The following is a 16,195-nucleotide window of genomic DNA, read 5'->3' on the forward strand; positions in this document are numbered from 1 at the left end:
CAAAAACGCCAGTCTTCAAAGGTTCATCCCCCCGCAATTAGGGACGAACTCATGAGGACTGACGTCTTCAAGGAATCAAGTCATATTATGGACTACCGGTGGATCTGCTCAAACGACTTCATGTTCTCCAGTAGTTTCAGTTCAATTTTCTTCAGCATGCCAAACATCTGCTGTTGCTCCTCTTCGGAAAGTGCTTGCAACAATTCCCACGTCATTCGGCCGCGATTCGCATTAAGTGTCTTGGCAAGCTGCGCGCCTTCATCCGTTAAGGACAGCCACACAATTCTCCGATCTTCTTCACTGCGCACCCGCTGGATCAACCCTTCCGTCTCCAGTTGATTCAGTACAATGGTGGTTGCGCCGGAAGACAAACTGAGTTGTCTGGCCACATCAACCGCCATGCAGCGTTTTTCACGTAAAATCATGCCCAATATATGACTTTTTGTCGGATTCAGTTTACAGTTGGTTTCGCTCTTCTGCTGCTGATCCAATACTTTATTTTTATATCTGAAGAAGGCCTCCAACAATTGATCTACATTTGCCAATTGAGAGTTTCGCTCCGTATCCGGGCTCATAAACGTTCCTCCTGCCTTTCATCATAACCTACCTCATATTGTAACATATTTACACTATGATGTTTGTGAAAAATGCGCTTGTATCGGGCACCCTATAGTTGACTGCATGACTCTTGTTTTATTTTGGGTTTCACCTATTGCATTATGGCAACGGGTTTGTTTATAATAACCTATATCTTTAAAGTTACTTTTAGTTACTTAATGATTTTAATAAATCTGTTGTTATAAAGTAAATAAAGCGTCACCATTATAATGCAAGGGACTTATGCACATGAATCAGAATACACAATCTCAACTTAAAACAGATGTTTGCATCGTCGGCGCAGGTCCTGGCGGTGCTTTGCTTTCTTATTTACTGAATCAAAAAGGAATCTCCACGATGCTCATTGAGCGGCAGCCCCACCTGCACAAGTCTTTTCGCGGGGAGTTGCTCAATGTGGATGGCGAAGCCATTTTGAATAAACACGGCCTCTATTCCCTCATTCAGGAACGCGGAGCGCTGCTCTTGGAACAGATTCAGTATTGGGAAAATGGGCAGATTATTCATACGGTATCACCGGGCAATGGAGAATCTCATGTTGGTATTCATGTACCCCAAGATCATCTCCTGGAAGCCATCGTGTCGCATGCTCAGCAGCACAGTTCATATAAACAAGTACTATTCAATACGATTATGACCGGTTTGTTACGAGACAAGAACGGCCAGGTCGTGGGTATTAACATTCGGCAGAACGGCGTTCCTGCCTCCATTGAAGCATCTGTAATTGTTGGTGCTGATGGTAGATACTCTGCTGTACGCAAACATTCCGGTATGACCCCGGAGATTCGCAAGCACGGGTATGATCTGCTCTGGGCACGCATTCCGGCACCCGTAGGTTGGGAACCCGCTGTTCGGATGGCCAGCATGGATGGTCAACAGCTCGCACTGTTCTCACAGTTCGGCGGTTATGTTCAGATTGGATGGAACATTCCCGAGGGAGCTTACTCCAAGCTGCGAGAGCAGCCGATTGCTCCTTTTGTAGATAAACTTGTATCTGCTTTTCCTTGCCTGTCTGATTCTGTAGCTGCCAATATTCAGAGCTGGAGTGATTTTGTTCTATTATCTGTCGAAAGCAGCTATTGCCAGTCGTGGGCACAGGACAATGTTGTACTCATCGGTGATGCCGCTCATACCATGACCCCAACAGGTGCGTTTGGACTTAATGCCGCGCTCGAAGATGCGGATGTGCTCTCCGAATTACTTGTCCAAATGGCTGCAGATCAATTCAGTTCCACTGCACAACTTCAGGAACTTCAGACGATTCGCGGTGCAAAGGTACAGCAGCAACTTGCTCGACAAGTGGAGATGGAATCCTCTTTCCAACAGCGTTATGAATCCTTTCTCTAAACCTAGTTAATACGGATAAAATGCCTATATGCCCAAACAGCCGATCACTTCCTCATAGAGAAGAATCGGCTCTTTGGTTTGTTGGTTTATCTTTTTTTATGTAATTCCGTATCTTCATTTTCGTTTGCGTGGAGCAAACGTGTCTTCTCTGGGTGTTTCTTGTACAGTATCAAGGTCCTTCGGATAGGATGAGATGTTGTCTTTTTCATATACTGCTTTCTCCAGATTACTTAAGCGGCGCAATACTTGTTTGCTTTTACGAACGATATATACAATACCAACAATCAGCAGGATCAACATCAGAAAGAATATAACCATCTCCGGGTAAAAGACAAATGACATGAATCCACCTCCTTTGAAAACGATTTCTTTATATCATTCTAACCTTAATGATCCAAGATGTGAACCCGATTGGAAGTTTCGCTTTTGGAATAAGGACAAAACCACCTGACACAACGACAGTAACTCACCCTGCTGCGAAAGTAAAAAAGGTGGCATCCCTGATCAGGATTACCACCTTGAACCTCGAATAAGATTCGAAGTCTGTTATTATTATTTTATCCTTCTCTGCCGTTCATGGCACTAACTCGAAGTTCCGTCAGAGGCAGAGACGTTTGCTCTGGATGACGTAGTCTCACTGTTCGGCTCTCACCGGGGAGCAGATCGAAATAATTGTCACTGAATCGTACACGTCCAAGGGGAAGCTCCAGCTTCACCAATCGAGCAATCGCACTACTGGCCGTAACCGTTACAGACTGTTCCTCTTCATTCACATGTACGCTCAATTGCGACTCTGGCAACGTCACATCCTTAGGATCACGCAAGAAGTATCGATTGCTCGGTGCCGCAAATCCTTCGGATACCAACTCAACCATTACTTCCTCCGCGCGTCTACCCTGTAACACCTCTACTTCAGTTAATTCAGCAATACACCGTGAGGATTGGGATGTTACTTCAACAGCATGTGAGCTGGAGTAGATCTTCTCTCCACTCAATGCATAGATATTAAGTCGAAGCTCCCCTTTTAAGACGTCACGTGTATCGTTCACAACCCACAACGCAAGCGGATCACCCGGCTCATGCTCCAGTGACAACAGGACAGGATGAAAGAATATTTTCCCATAATAAAAGGATGCCTTCGGCAGCAGTTCATAATCAATCATGGACCAACTTGTCCCCGGCCAACTGTCATTCAATTGCCACACAAGCGCTCCGCTGTTACGGTGATTGATCCGCCGGAAATGTTCAATTCCATATCGCAGCCCTTCTGCTTGAGTAAGCATGGAGTAGTTCATATACTCTTCTATATCTTGCGGAATGCCTGTGTAACCCTCCATTAGCAGAATGCCTTTCTGATGATTGGTATCCTTGTTACGGTAGGCCATCTCTGGACTGCCCCAGTAAAACTGCCCAGCGGGCATATTTTTCTCCAGCGTGTAACGATTGGCCGAGGCATGCATACCAAATTCACTGCTGAAAAGCGCATGATCCTTTTTGTAATTTTTAAACGTCACACCTTCAATACTATAGTCCAGCAGCGGCGGCTCTCCATGCTTCCTTGGATAGACCGAGCCATGCCATACCTGCCAGTTGTGACGATCCCCGACATCGGGATCATTCGCATCCTGACCGTTGCTATCCCCGAACGGCGAAGAAGGCCAGTACGGACGGGACAGATCCAAGCGATCCAGCACTTCAGGGATCAGTTCATGATAGATCTGTTCACCGTAGAACGGACTGGTAATATCTCCACTTGCCGACTTCATATCATAGAGCCAGTCAATCTCGTTATTACCACACCAGATAGCAAGCGAGGCACGGTTACGCAGGCGTAAGACATTGTTTTCTACCTCTTGCCGTACATTATCCATGAAATCACGATTGAAATCCGGGAACAGTGCGTTCGCGAATGCAAAATCCTGCCACACCAACACTCCTTGCCGATCACACTCATCGTAGAAGACATCCTTCTCATATATACCACCAGCCCAGACACGCAACATGTTCATATGCCCTTCCACCGACAGCTCGACAAGCTCACGATACCGGGAGTTTGGGATGGCACCAATAAGATGATCAGCCGGAATCCAGTTGGCACCCTTGGCATATACTTTGACTCCGTTCAGAATAAACGTAAATGTATCTTCACCCCGTTCATTGTGAAGAGCCAGCTCAATCGTTCGTAACCCATAAGGCTCGCTATAACGATCCACCTCAACGCCATCTGCGTATAATGTAACCTCCAGCGTATACAGATAAGGTTCACCCAGATCATGAGTCCACCATAACTGAGGTGACGTAATGTTTAATGTGGTTTCTGCCTTACCACCTTCTAGAGGTAGTTCACTGGCACCTGCCACCTCGTGTCCGCTGCGATCCAACAGACGAACATTACAGGTCGCAACCACAGCCTGCTCACGTTTCTGTCTGCTACGGTAAGACAAGACTGACTTCACATCCGCCGTGACGCGTAATACAGCAAGCTCTGTACTGACTGATTCCGTTCGAGCATACACACTTTCCAGCTTGGCGATTGTTCGTTTTTCCAGTCGTACGGCACCCCAGATCCCCACCGTAACCATGCGTGGACCCCAGTCCCAGCCAAAGTTCATCGCTGCTTTACGCAACCATGGCCGTTCCTTCGTATACGAGGACCAGTCGAAGGTTTCTTTGTCCCGGTGATGCAGGTGAAGCGGGTCAAACTTGACAGCAATCGCATTCCAGCCGCTCCGTACCAGTGACGTTACATTAAACGTATGTGACATAAGCATATTGGCCGTTTTCCCGACCTCATGGCCGTTGACATATATCGTTGCAAACGTATCCAATCCTTCGAACACCAATTCAAAGTGCTCCTCGCTCTCTGTATCTCTCACCAGATTGAAGGTTGTGCGGTACCACCATTCCTTTTGTTCAATCCAGCGACTTTTGGCATCATTATGTCCATAATAGGGCGGATCAATAATACTGCGCTCAACCAGTGCAGCGTGTACATCGCCAGGCACTTCAGCCCCAATCCAGAAACGGTCATCCAGCGCAGCTGCTGCCACATCCATTGCCCGCTTCTCTCCAACTTCAAAATGTTGTATCTTCCATTGTCCCGATAAATCCTGACTTGAACTATAGGTCTTCATCAGTATGCCCTCACTCTCCAATAACCCTGAGTAATACCCTATCGAAAACGTTTGCAGTAAGGCAAGACATGTTTCCTAATCTGCTCATCTCTAACTTCCCGAAGGCTTGAACGACAACGCCTCTTCGCGATATTCACTCGGGGTCTTGCCGGTATGTTTTTTGAACAGTCTGCTAAAATATTTCACGTCCTCGTAGCCGCTGATGGCAGCGACCTCACTAACCTTCGCTGGAGACACCGCGAGCATATCCATCGCTCTTCGTATACGCATATCGGTGACAAAATCTCCGAAGGTCACACCCATTTCTTTTTTAAACAGCTCACTGAGGTGACCCGGATGCAAATGAACATGTCCAGCTACCTGCTGCAGATTAATATCCTGCGCCAATGAAGATTCAATATAACCGATAGCCTTCTGCACATGGGCAGCCTGTCCCTGAGCCATTCGGCTATGATAGACATGCATCAGACCATACAGATGATGGAACAGCATATCCCCGAGCTCCGCAGCTTCGGCATCGGGTTCCGGCAACCATGGCTCGAGCCTTGTGGGTTCTTCACGCCCTGTGGCTCGCATTGTGCGAGTCAGCCAGCGATGACCTGCAATAACGGCTGAGTGCAGACAGGCACTGAACGATTCTGGTGTGACCTCCGGTTCTGTAATCAACTTAGCCACAAGTTCCCGCGTCCATGTCGTTAACGTGACTGAATCATTATCCAGCAATATTGTACCAAGTCTGGTCTCCTCTTCGTGCGTAAGTACGGTTTTGCCACCTTGACGATCCTGAATGTGCTCATAATGCCATACTTTATAATCCATCAAACCCCGATATCGGAATGCAGCTGAGGCAGTACTGTAGCTTTCGTGCAGATCTGCATATCCACGCACAGGCAGACCTACCGCTGCGCGCAGGGTGCACTTCAGTAATTGCTCCACCCGACGTAATGCACTCTCCAGCCTGAACGTAGTTTCATGTTCCACAGGCGGCCATGAAACTACACAAATAATTTGCTGTTTCTCTACATGAGCAATGGCACCAGGTAACATATCCTCCAGGGTATTCTGCACCGCAAATCGTAATAGCGCATCCGAGGATCGATCCCAACCCTCTGCTCGAAGAATAATGACTTGTCTGAGAAGCTGTTCATCATCAAGGCCATTAACCCCTGCCTCTTTTCCAACATCAGATCGCAAAAACGAAGGAAATTGGCCCGAAGCGGTGTCACCGTCAATGATCCACCCGGCAAATAGCCGCTCCCGATTCTCCCGCATAAGCTGTCCCTCTCTGGACTTCTCTGCCCAACGTTCCGTGATTCTTTGTTTGGCCTGTAATACGGTCTTGATGATCTCTTCCGGCTTGCTTGTTTTGAGCAGATAATCTGTAACGCCTTGGCGAATCGCCTGTTGCGCATAAGAAAAGTCATCGTATCCGGACAAAATAATGACCTCCAGCTCAGGTAGCAATCGCAGGCCCTCTTCTGCCAGTTCCAGCCCTGATCTACCTGTCATCCGAATATCCGTCATCAGGATATGCGGACGTTCCTCAGCCATGCGTGTTAACGCCTCCTCTGCCGAGGCAGCAGGTTGAAGGAGTTCAATTCCGAGTTCATGCCAAGCAATAACGCTGGCAAGCCCTGTACGGATAATCACTTCATCATCAACAATTAATAGTCTCATGGCGAACCCTCCAAGATTGGAATGGAAAACGAAATCCGGGTACCTCCCCCAACCCTGCTGTCTACTTCAAGCTGTGCATCCGCTCCATAATGGAGCAGCAGCCTCTCATTCACATTGCAGAGCCCATAACCGCCTTGGTTTAGCTGTTTTTCCGGCTGTTTTCCCTTCCATTCCCTAATGCTTATCCTTAATTGTTCCAGCATGTCCGGCTCCATGCCGACACCATCATCCAGCACCAGCACATTCATCTGTTCATTATCCGGATCCTTGCGAATCATTATGGTGATGGTGCCCACGCCTGCTTTGGGCTGAATGCCATGAATCATGGCGTTCTCAACAAGCGGTTGCAGCAATAGCTTCAGCATCATTCGCTTCTCAAGCGCTGGATCTACGATATAATGCAACACAAATTGATCAGGGAAACGAATCGACTGCACACGCACATAATGGCGAATATGAGCGATCTCCTGTTCCACAGGGCAGTAATCCTGACCATTATTCAAGCTGATACGTAGAAAATCACTCAGGCCCTCAACCATATCCGCGATCCGCTTCTCTTCAGACATCAAGGCAATCCAATGAATTGAAGAGAGCGTGTTATACAGAAAGTGCGGGTTAATCTGCGCCTGAAGCACACGAAGATCCGCTTCTTTTTTGCGAGCTTCACCTCGAATAACCTCTTCCTTCAATAACTGAATATGTGCACCGAGCAGATTGTAACTCTCCCCAAGCCTGCCAATCTCGTCATCACTTTCAGATCGAAACAAAGGAAGCGGACGTTCTGGATCAATTCGGGACAAATGCCGAGTAAGCACACGAAGCGGCCTCGTCACACGCCTCACCGTAAACCAGACCAAGCCAGCACTGATCGCAGCAGACATCGCAACGGCGCAGCCGGTTAGAATAAGAATGTACCGATTCTCCGACTTGTACTGGTCATAAGGAACCGTTCCAACCAACGTCCACCCCGTCAATTCTTCCGGATAATAGAGCAACGTCCGTTTATCGTCACCACTGCCATACGTGGTGGTTCCGCTACCGCCATTCTGAATTAACGTCGAAATCCCTGGTTCGACACCTTCCAGCTTAAGTCCAAGCCGGGATTTGTCCATCGAAGACAGAATCTCTCCAGAACTGCCGATGAGCTCCAGTCTGCCTTGCCCTCTGCCTAATCCCAGAGCGGCCCATCCCTTGGATATGGCCTTCTCATCCAGACTAATGGCTAACCAGCCGATGGGTCGATAATCATGGATACTGCGAATCGGCCGAACCAATGTGATCACATTTTGTATACCCGCATAATTCTGGACCGGATATACCCCCGTCCATTTTTTCACTGCTTCTCCGCTCGGCACTGGTGGATAAGATAAACTTGAATTATTGTATTCATACCAGGTAGCCGTAGACAATGTGGCATCGAATCGGCTTGGATATATGGCGATGTTCGCAATATATTTCTTGGAAGCCGCCAGATTGGTCATCCTGCCCAGGATATCCACCCGGTCCAGCTCATGATCTTCATTGTGGCTAAGATACTGCTGGATGTCCCGTTCTCCAATCAGGAAAATGGAGAGATTCTCGGCATCCTGCAACATATAACGAAGATTGGCCTCTACCTGTTTCAGCGTATCCATGCCGGACAGCTTTGTTTTTTGCTCTGTGATGCGGGAAGAGATTAGAAAGGCAAACAGGCCCAAGGCCAGCAAAGGCACAATCATTGAAGCCGTCACAACGACGGATAGCTTCCTTTGTAACGAAGATGTGAGCCAGCGTGCCAAACGTTTCTCCTCCTCTGGATGCGCTTTCGCTTACCCTTTGACAGCTCCGGCTGTCATACCTTTCATAACCTGTTCCTGGAATACGAGATACAAGATAATGGTTGGAATGACCGACAGGGTCATGGCAGCAAGCGTTAATCCGTAATCGGTTTGATACCCATCCGCAAAGTTCGCAATGGCCAGCGGTAACGTTTTCAATCCGGTTTTGTTGATGAATACAAGCGCAAATGAAAAGTCATTCCACGCATGCAAGAAACTCAGGATCGTAACCGTTGACAACGCAGGTACGGACATGGGTAACATGATCCGGGTAAACAGCCCCCAAAGTCCTGTTCCATCAATAAAAGCTGCTTCTTCAATATCACGTGGAACACTTGTCAGATAAGCAGTAAGCACAAAAATTGCCGTAGGCAATGCAAAAGCCGTATAAGGTAATATTAAGGCCCAGTACGTATTTAGCAGGGACATCTGTTTCATTAAAATAAATAAGGGGACAAGTGTACTATGGATCGGAATGAGCATGCCAACAACAAAGAAGGTCATGATTAACCCTTTCCAGCGAAACTGGAAACGAGCCAGGATGAATGAAGCCAGCGCTGCAATAAACAGCGTTAGAATAAGTGACCCCACCGATACGATTAGTGAATTGCCAAAAGCGGTCCCCAGCCTGGAGCTTTCCCATGCATTGCTGAAATTGGCAACATTCCAGTTTTCCGGCAGACCAAAGGGCCTGCTATAGAAATCTTCATTTGTTTTGAATGCACTAATCACGAGCCAGTAGAACGGATACAATGTTAAAATACCATAGACCGTTAGCAGCGTCCAAACAATTCCGCTACGTAGGCGGCGAATCGGATGGCCCGAGCTGCTTCGTGGTGATGGCATGGATACAGGTGTCACTTGCATGATAACTCCTCCTCTCTATTGATTCTCTTTTCGTTTGCGACTGGTTAGCCACTGGCTTGTTCCGATCAGCAGCAGGGAAATCAGTACAATAGTTGTTGAGATCGCACTACCAAAACCATATCGGTATGTTGTAAAGGTTGAATTGTACATATACGTTGCAAGCAGTTCTGTCGCATGTGCCGGACCACCCTTGGTCATGATGTAGACCAGATCGAATGATTTCAGACTACCCGAAATACATAGAATGATCGCTACCTGAACCGTACCCCAGATCATGGGCAAAGAGACTGATACCAGCTTCCGGATTCCTGAAGCCCCGTCTATTTTGGCAGCATCATGAATCTCGCCGGGAATATTCTGTAGCGCCGAGATGAAGATAATTAGATACAACCCGACAAAGCTCCAGAGCAGCGGCGGTACCAATGAGAAAATTGCAATCTTGTCATCGGACAGCCATTGCAGCTTCCAACTTTCCAGCCCCAGTGCGTCCAGCAGAAAGTTCAATATCCCGATCTGCGGATGATAGATATACTGCCAGATCATACCGATAACTACAGTGGATAACACCATCGGCAGAAATACGGCTGAGCGCAGAAACCGCTGTAATGGATTGCTTTTGTGTAAGATGACCGCCAGCATCAGCGCTAACGGAATTTGTCCAAATACCGATGCCAACACAAAAATAACGTTATTTTTCAGTGCCCGCCAAAATACAGGATCATGCCAGATCTCCACGTAATTATCCACACCAATATATTTGGATGCGCCGATGCCGGACCAGTTGAAGAAACCGTAGTATGCCGACCACACGACCGGTACAAATACAAACAATGCATAAATGATGACTGCCGGGGCCAACCCCAGCATAATAAAACGCCGACTGCGCAGTGCGTTCATCTGTTCACTTCCCTTCGATAAATTCCTTTACCAACTTGCAACTGACTATCCCATTCATACTTAAAACCCCTCCCCTGCCGGGAAGGGGTTTTAACGAATGGTTACTGACTAACTGCATTGGCTTGAGCCGCCTGAATTTTAGCCGCAATGTCTTCGGCCTTGCCGCCCATAAGCAACTCTTGCAATGCATTATTAATAACCTCAACCGTTGCCGATCCCAGCTTGGAATCGTATACTGGCGTGATCTTCACTTCCTGCATCAGATCATATAATTCTACGAACAATGGATGTGCTTTGGTTTTGTCCAGATCAATCTTGTAACTCACCAATGTGCTGCTATCCAATGTGGCCTTCTGACCATCAGGTCCTGCCAGCGCGTAGAACAGCTCCATCGCTGCCTCTTTTTGTGCACCGCTCAGCTTTTTACTTACACCCAACCCGGTTCCTACAACACCGGATGTTGTTCTTGGTTCACCCTGACCTCCGTCCACTGGAGGAAGAATCGTAATATGGGTGTTGTTCAACACCTCTTCAGGTGCATTGTTCACCAGATTTGCCAAGGCCCATCCACCGTTCATGACCATCGCTGCCTTACCTTGGAAATAAAGCTGCATCATCTGTGTCTCATCGATACTGTTGAATCCATCCTGGAATGCCTTGGTGTTGCCAAGCTCCTGCATCTTGTTCAAGGCTTCAATAAATTGCGGATCGGTAAAGCTTGCACCATCTTGTGCTGTCGCTTTCAGGAACCAGTCTGTGCCGGTAATCCGATCAGCCAGTGTACTGAATATCGTTGATTGAGCTACCCAGTTGGCTTTGTTGCCAAGTGCCATGGGAATGACTTTATTTTGATTAAATGTAGCAATCGCTTGTTCCAGTTCCGCCCACGTCTCAGGCACTTTCACGTTGTACTGCTTGAAAAGAGCTTCATTGTAATAAATGAAGGAACTTGGCGCCAGATTCATCGGCACGGAGTAGATATTCCCGTCCACAGTGTATCCATCCAGTGCATTCGGGATAAAGTTGTCTTTCCACTCCGGCTTTGCGTCCAGCTCTGCATTAATGGGCTGTAACAGGTCACCTTTCACAAATTCCTTTGTCATGGCATCTGGCCACATCACGAACAGGTCTGGCATCTCGTTGGCAGCTGCCACCGTACGAAGCCGAGTTTTGAGACCATCTGTTGGCAGGCCTTCATCCACAACTTCAATATCTGGATGCGCCGCGCGAAAATCTTCAATTATTTTGCGCATCGCAACCGCCTTTGCATCCTGTCCGGTCCAGTTGTGCCAGAGAGTGACGGTTACTTTGTCATTGCCACTGCCTCCTTCTGAAGTGTCCCCGCCAGCACAGCCAGCCAGAATAATGGAGAACAATGTTATTGCCAGGAAACCCGAAAGCCATTTTTTCAACATCTCTATAATCCCCCTCGGCGATTTGAATACACTTATTGTAAATGTTAACGCTATCATACCGTAAGGTGACGATCCACGGATGCAGGGGTGAAAAATATCGGTTCCCCTGTTTGGAACTTACTTTGCTGACTTATTGTTCATAACATATAAAAAGAGCCCTCACAATGAGAGCTCTTTCTTGTTGCAGCCGTCGGTAGCTTCAACCCAGGCTATATATAATGAATAAGTGCTAAATCGTATTAAATCTGGATTGCGTATTATTGGATACTGTTTTTCACCAGATCTGCAAAAGCTTCGGATCCTTGCGTAGTGAGATGTACGCCGTCTTTTTCAAAATATTCGTCATGTCCCTCACTTGCACTGTTCCAGTCAATCAACGAGACATTGCTGTATTTGGATGCTGCCTCATTCAAAGCCCTGTTCACCGTACGTTCCCACGGACGAGGTACACGCACAGTAACCAGATATACCCGATCCTCATCCTTCAGATAATCAAGCACAGCATTCAAGTTTTTGGAGTTAAAGGAACCATTCGTCCCGAGCTCCAGCACCACTTTGCTGCCCATTTGGTTGTTTTGCTTCAGACCTTCCAATACATCACCTGCCTGCCACATCTGACGACCGACATGTCCGTCCACATACACTCCCGATATACTTTGCTCCAGATACGGTTTTGCATCCAAAATCACCGAATCTCCAATGACGGTATAATGAACCTTGCCATCCTGGGCAGGAGGAGCCGTTTCTTCATTGTCCTGAGATGAATCAGGTGCATCATCCGCATGATCCGTATTATCGGATTGATTCGCTCCAGCGTCATCTGGTGTATCATTCTCGTTAGTCACGGAGTCATCAGCCGGCTTATCTTCAGACTGACCGTCCTTGCCAGGATTCACTGAATTGTCTTGGTCGTCAGGTTTTGAGTCTGGAGCAGACTCTCCTGTTGGTTTCTCGTTTTTCCCCAGATCATCTTTCGTTCCTGCTTCCGGTTTATGGGTATGAGCATCGTTCTTTTGACCAGAGCCTGACGTCGCTGTAATAGCTGGCAACACATCCTGTCCCTGTTCTTCTTCTACGGAATTCTCTCCATTCAATGTGTTGGACATCGATACCGAATGGGAATCGGAGTTCGCTGCATGTGAGACCATCATCTGAGATACCGTATAGGACAACAGCAGAATCGTCATCAACAGACCTGCCCGCTTCCACCATACGTTACGTATACCGATCGATGACCGCCCTCTTCCCCATAATCGGGACCAAGAATCACGGAATCCGTTGTACCGAATCGGATTTTCAATATATTTAAGGGACAATGAGGCCAGTACAACCGTTGCAGCAACCTGTAAAATGATTCGTACAGGATGTGCTCCTCCCGTATCCACCGCGGGATTGGTTAACATAATGACAGGATAATGCCACAGATATAATCCGTAGGATCGCTCTCCGATCCAGCGTAATGGCTTCGCTCCAATGATACGTGCCAGGAAAGACGATGGGTGAGCCAACACCGCTACCAGCAACGTTGTTGCGATAGCCTGAAGCACCATGCCCCCTTGATACAGAAACGCATCATATTCACTGCTGTTCAGCATCATGTAGATTAACAAAGCGAGCGCAGCAAGTCCCGACACATCGAGCACAAGCCGGTTCATGCCAGACAGAGAGTTCGACAGCTTGCGACTAGGCCACACCACTGCAAGAGCAGCACCGGCAAGCAGTGCGAATGCCCGCGTGTCTGTTCCATAATATACACGGCTCGGGTCCAGATCCGGATTATACATGATGGCCATTGCGCCAGCAGACAATTCAGCTGCGACGACAATGAAGACGACCAGCCATCCCTTTCTTTTGAACACTACGATTGCTGCGATCAGTAGAAGAGGCCATATAAGATAAAATTGCTCTTCCACAGCCAGTGACCAGAAATGTCCAAACGGTGATGGAGGGCCAAAACTTTCGAAATAGGAAACGTTGTGAAAGATATACCACCAATTGCTTATGTATAATACACCCGAAACGATATCACCACGAAGCGCAGCAAGCCGGGATGGGTCTGTACAAGCTAACCAGATCATCACCACAGCTGTCATGGTCAGCATGCCTGGAAGCAAACGCCTCACCCGTCTTACCCAGAAATCACCGAGTGAAATGCGTCCATGTTCCTGCCACTGTGACACGAGAATATCTGTAATTAAATATCCCGAGAGAACAAAGAATATCCCTACACCGAGCAGTCCGCCCGGAATAAAATCCAAATTCAGATGATACGCGATTACCGCAAGTACAGCGATGGCTCGCAAGCCGTCAAGTCCATTCATATGTCTCTTACGGTTTAACGATTGTGACATGCATGCCCCTCCTTGTTACTGTGAATCAACAACATCGGTGTTGGGGGCATAAAGGAACTCCTGATCGTTCTGGTTGTCATTAACATACGTATTGCACCTTCCATCTTTCATTTACAACATAAGAAAAGCTTCTGTTTGAAGCACGATCCGATGATGCTACATTCTGTGTGAATTCTATAATCTTAAAGAAGACGAATTGCCTGTCCATTAAGTTTAATCATTAAAATATTCTTTATATTCATTCGTGAGTTCACGTTTAGCATTATACGCCCGAAATAAGCCTCATACTTTACAGGAATAGTTACAAACGATTAAACCGATGTAACCTTTCCTGCCAGCTCATATAGCTGTAAAATCATACTCTAATTTTGTCGTTAAATATAGTATTTTTCATTGAGTGGCTAAAATTACCTGTCCCGCTTGCGCAAACCAGCATACCCACGCATACATCGATTGAAACAATTGAATCCATAACAAAAGGCTGCCGACTTGCTCAGCAGCCAATATCCATTATAAACCTATGTCAGACCGGATTGAAAGTTTTGCTCATAATTGCTTCTTCTTGCCTAGGACCCTAGAGGTGGAACGGGTGAATCTTTTCTTCTGTTCTCGCATCCATGATCCGGTATGTTGAACGCCCTGTATACATTGGGATTTGTAACTTCTCCAGATCAACCATTCCATTCTCCAGAAAATACTTCTGATCCTGATATCGCTGCAACACTTCGCCTGCAATCCATTCATGGTCACCATATGTCGTAATCTCCATAACCTTGCATTCATAAGCAAAATAAGCGTCTGTCAAAATGGGTACACTTACCTTGATTCCTTCCTCATATGGAATGCCGAATCTTGTGAATTTATCCGTAGCTCTTCCACTGAACGTTCCTGCAGCTTGAATCCACTCCGATCGATGACCTGGCAGGAAATGAACACCGAATACGCCGCTCTTCTCAATGAGTTCATAGGAGTATGTTTCCTTACGAAGGGAGATGCCATATACGCCTGGTGATGATCCGATGTATGTATGCCATCCGGACGCCATCACATTCTGAACTCCCTCATGACGTGAAGTCACCACCGCTACCATTCCAGGATAAGAATAAAATATGGGTTCTTCTATCGGCTGACGCATCTAATCCCCTCTCTTCTTCGTTATAAACACAACTTTAATTATAAAGTAAAAAATCTGGTTGAAAAAGCGTTTTGCAGAGGATTTCGCTATAAGCGACACATTCAGTATCATGTTATACTGAGATGGTCAATTTCTAAAAATACGATACTGGGAATGTGATAGGATATGGTCAAATCAGTCAAATATACCTCCTAAATGAAGGCAATATTCAAATTTAGGAGGTTATAACTTATGTTTAATTCAATCGTGTTAGATCAGTGGGATCGAAAGCCATACTTTGACCACTACTTGAATCAGGTCAGATGTACTTACAGCATAACTGCTAATCTGGATATCACTCTATTGATCAACGAACTGAAGCTTAAAGGATTGAAGTTCTATCCCGCTCTTATTCATATGATCTCTACGGTCGTCAATGCACACAGGGAATTCCGAACCTGTTTTGATGCCGAGGGGAGATTGGGCTACTGGGACGAAATGTCTCCGAGTTATACGATTTTCCATGAGGACGACAAGAGTTTCTCAACGATCTGGACGACATTCCATGAAGATTTCGAGACATTCCACATTCGTTATCTGGAAGATATGAAGAATTACAAAGATCACAAACAATTTGTTGCCAAACCCAATGAACCGCCAAATACATTTCCCGTTTCCAGCATTCCCTGGGTGAACTTTACTGGATTTAATCTGAATATTTACAATGAGGGAACCTACTTGTTACCTATTTTCACGATGGGGAAATATGTTCAACAAAACGATCAAGTATATCTTCCCTTATCCGTTCAGTTACATCACGCTGTGTGCGACGGCTACCATGCTGGCGTTTTATTTAATGAATTGCAATCACTTGCAGATCGATGCCAGGATTGGTGTTAGTTAGCTAAATGACAAAAAGGCATTCCTGACTTCGTAATGGAGTCAGGAGTGCCTTTCTTTT

At 46.7% G+C, this 16,195-nt stretch carries 12 protein-coding genes; 2 read left to right on the forward strand and 10 right to left on the reverse strand.

Features of this window, described 5'->3' with window-relative positions; all coding sequences use genetic code 11:
* Window positions 1–92: 92 nt before the first annotated feature.
* The gene (locus tag QF049_RS12885) at window positions 93–575 is read right to left on the reverse strand and encodes a MarR family winged helix-turn-helix transcriptional regulator (protein WP_307537875.1); all 483 of its coding nucleotides are present in this window, start codon (window positions 573–575) and stop codon (window positions 93–95) included.
* 271 nt (window positions 576–846) lie between these two features.
* Between QF049_RS12885 and QF049_RS12890 the strand changes: the two genes are divergently transcribed.
* A complete protein-coding gene (locus QF049_RS12890; protein ID WP_307537878.1) occupies window positions 847–1,962 on the forward strand; it encodes an FAD-dependent monooxygenase in 1,116 nt (371 codons plus the stop codon).
* Between the two features lie 114 nt (window positions 1,963–2,076).
* Here QF049_RS12890 and QF049_RS12895 read toward each other — a convergent pair whose 3' ends face one another.
* From QF049_RS12895 to QF049_RS12935, 9 genes are all read right to left on the reverse strand, one after another.
* Window positions 2,077–2,304 (reverse strand): hypothetical protein, encoded by a 228-nt coding sequence (locus QF049_RS12895; RefSeq protein ID WP_307537880.1) that lies wholly within the window; start codon window positions 2,302–2,304, stop codon window positions 2,077–2,079.
* A 215-nt stretch (window positions 2,305–2,519) separates the two neighbouring features.
* Window positions 2,520–5,096, reverse strand: a complete 2,577-nt coding sequence (locus QF049_RS12900) for a beta-mannosidase (protein WP_307537882.1) — start codon at window positions 5,094–5,096, stop codon at window positions 2,520–2,522.
* Between the two features lie 90 nt (window positions 5,097–5,186).
* On the reverse strand, window positions 5,187–6,773 hold the full coding sequence (locus QF049_RS12905) for a helix-turn-helix domain-containing protein (RefSeq protein ID WP_307537883.1): 1,587 nt from the start codon (window positions 6,771–6,773) through the stop codon (window positions 5,187–5,189).
* A complete protein-coding gene (locus tag QF049_RS12910; RefSeq protein WP_307537885.1) occupies window positions 6,770–8,551 on the reverse strand; it encodes a cache domain-containing sensor histidine kinase in 1,782 nt (593 codons plus the stop codon). The genes QF049_RS12905 and QF049_RS12910 overlap by 4 nt, the downstream gene beginning before the upstream one ends.
* A 30-nt stretch (window positions 8,552–8,581) precedes the next feature.
* Window positions 8,582–9,436, reverse strand: coding sequence for a carbohydrate ABC transporter permease (locus QF049_RS12915; RefSeq protein WP_165790059.1), 855 nt, complete (start codon window positions 9,434–9,436; stop codon window positions 8,582–8,584).
* A gap of 36 nt (window positions 9,437–9,472) precedes the next feature.
* A complete protein-coding gene (locus tag QF049_RS12920) occupies window positions 9,473–10,354 on the reverse strand; it encodes a carbohydrate ABC transporter permease (RefSeq protein ID WP_091032136.1) in 882 nt (293 codons plus the stop codon).
* Between the two features lie 101 nt (window positions 10,355–10,455).
* Window positions 10,456–11,769: an extracellular solute-binding protein gene (locus QF049_RS12925; RefSeq protein WP_150364925.1), complete on the reverse strand. Its 1,314-nt coding sequence runs from the start codon at window positions 11,767–11,769 to the stop codon at window positions 10,456–10,458.
* 257 nt (window positions 11,770–12,026) lie between these two features.
* Complete coding sequence (locus tag QF049_RS12930; protein ID WP_307537889.1) at window positions 12,027–14,120, reverse strand: acyltransferase family protein; 2,094 nt, start codon at window positions 14,118–14,120, stop codon at window positions 12,027–12,029.
* A gap of 574 nt (window positions 14,121–14,694) precedes the next feature.
* On the reverse strand, window positions 14,695–15,255 hold the full coding sequence (locus QF049_RS12935; RefSeq protein ID WP_307537891.1) for a flavin reductase family protein: 561 nt from the start codon (window positions 15,253–15,255) through the stop codon (window positions 14,695–14,697).
* A gap of 231 nt (window positions 15,256–15,486) precedes the next feature.
* Here QF049_RS12935 and catA point away from each other — a divergent pair, with 231 nt between their 5' ends.
* The gene (catA, locus tag QF049_RS12940; protein WP_307537893.1) at window positions 15,487–16,134 is read left to right on the forward strand and encodes a type A chloramphenicol O-acetyltransferase; all 648 of its coding nucleotides are present in this window, start codon (window positions 15,487–15,489) and stop codon (window positions 16,132–16,134) included.
* Window positions 16,135–16,195: the final 61 nt, after the last annotated feature.

It is taken from the genome of Paenibacillus sp. W4I10 (genome assembly GCF_030816325.1).
GTDB lineage: Bacteria > Bacillota > Bacilli > Paenibacillales > Paenibacillaceae > Paenibacillus > Paenibacillus amylolyticus_B.

What these genes read in the sequence shown, in the direction of transcription:
- QF049_RS12885 (WP_307537875.1), bottom strand. Translation starts at nt 575, where the DNA reads ATGAGCCCGGATACGGAGCGAAACTCTCAATTGGCAAATGTAGATCAA.
- QF049_RS12890 (WP_307537878.1), top strand. Translation starts at nt 847, where the DNA reads ATGAATCAGAATACACAATCTCAACTTAAAACAGATGTTTGCATCGTC.
- QF049_RS12895 (WP_307537880.1), bottom strand. Translation starts at nt 2,304, where the DNA reads ATGTCATTTGTCTTTTACCCGGAGATGGTTATATTCTTTCTGATGTTG.
- QF049_RS12900 (WP_307537882.1), bottom strand. Translation starts at nt 5,096, where the DNA reads ATGAAGACCTATAGTTCAAGTCAGGATTTATCGGGACAATGGAAGATA.
- QF049_RS12905 (WP_307537883.1), bottom strand. Translation starts at nt 6,773, where the DNA reads ATGAGACTATTAATTGTTGATGATGAAGTGATTATCCGTACAGGGCTT.
- QF049_RS12915 (WP_165790059.1), bottom strand. Translation starts at nt 9,436, where the DNA reads ATGCCATCACCACGAAGCAGCTCGGGCCATCCGATTCGCCGCCTACGT.
- QF049_RS12920 (WP_091032136.1), bottom strand. Translation starts at nt 10,354, where the DNA reads ATGAACGCACTGCGCAGTCGGCGTTTTATTATGCTGGGGTTGGCCCCG.
- QF049_RS12925 (WP_150364925.1), bottom strand. Translation starts at nt 11,769, where the DNA reads ATGTTGAAAAAATGGCTTTCGGGTTTCCTGGCAATAACATTGTTCTCC.
- QF049_RS12930 (WP_307537889.1), bottom strand. Translation starts at nt 14,120, where the DNA reads ATGTCACAATCGTTAAACCGTAAGAGACATATGAATGGACTTGACGGC.
- QF049_RS12935 (WP_307537891.1), bottom strand. Translation starts at nt 15,255, where the DNA reads ATGCGTCAGCCGATAGAAGAACCCATATTTTATTCTTATCCTGGAATG.
- catA (WP_307537893.1), top strand. Translation starts at nt 15,487, where the DNA reads ATGTTTAATTCAATCGTGTTAGATCAGTGGGATCGAAAGCCATACTTT.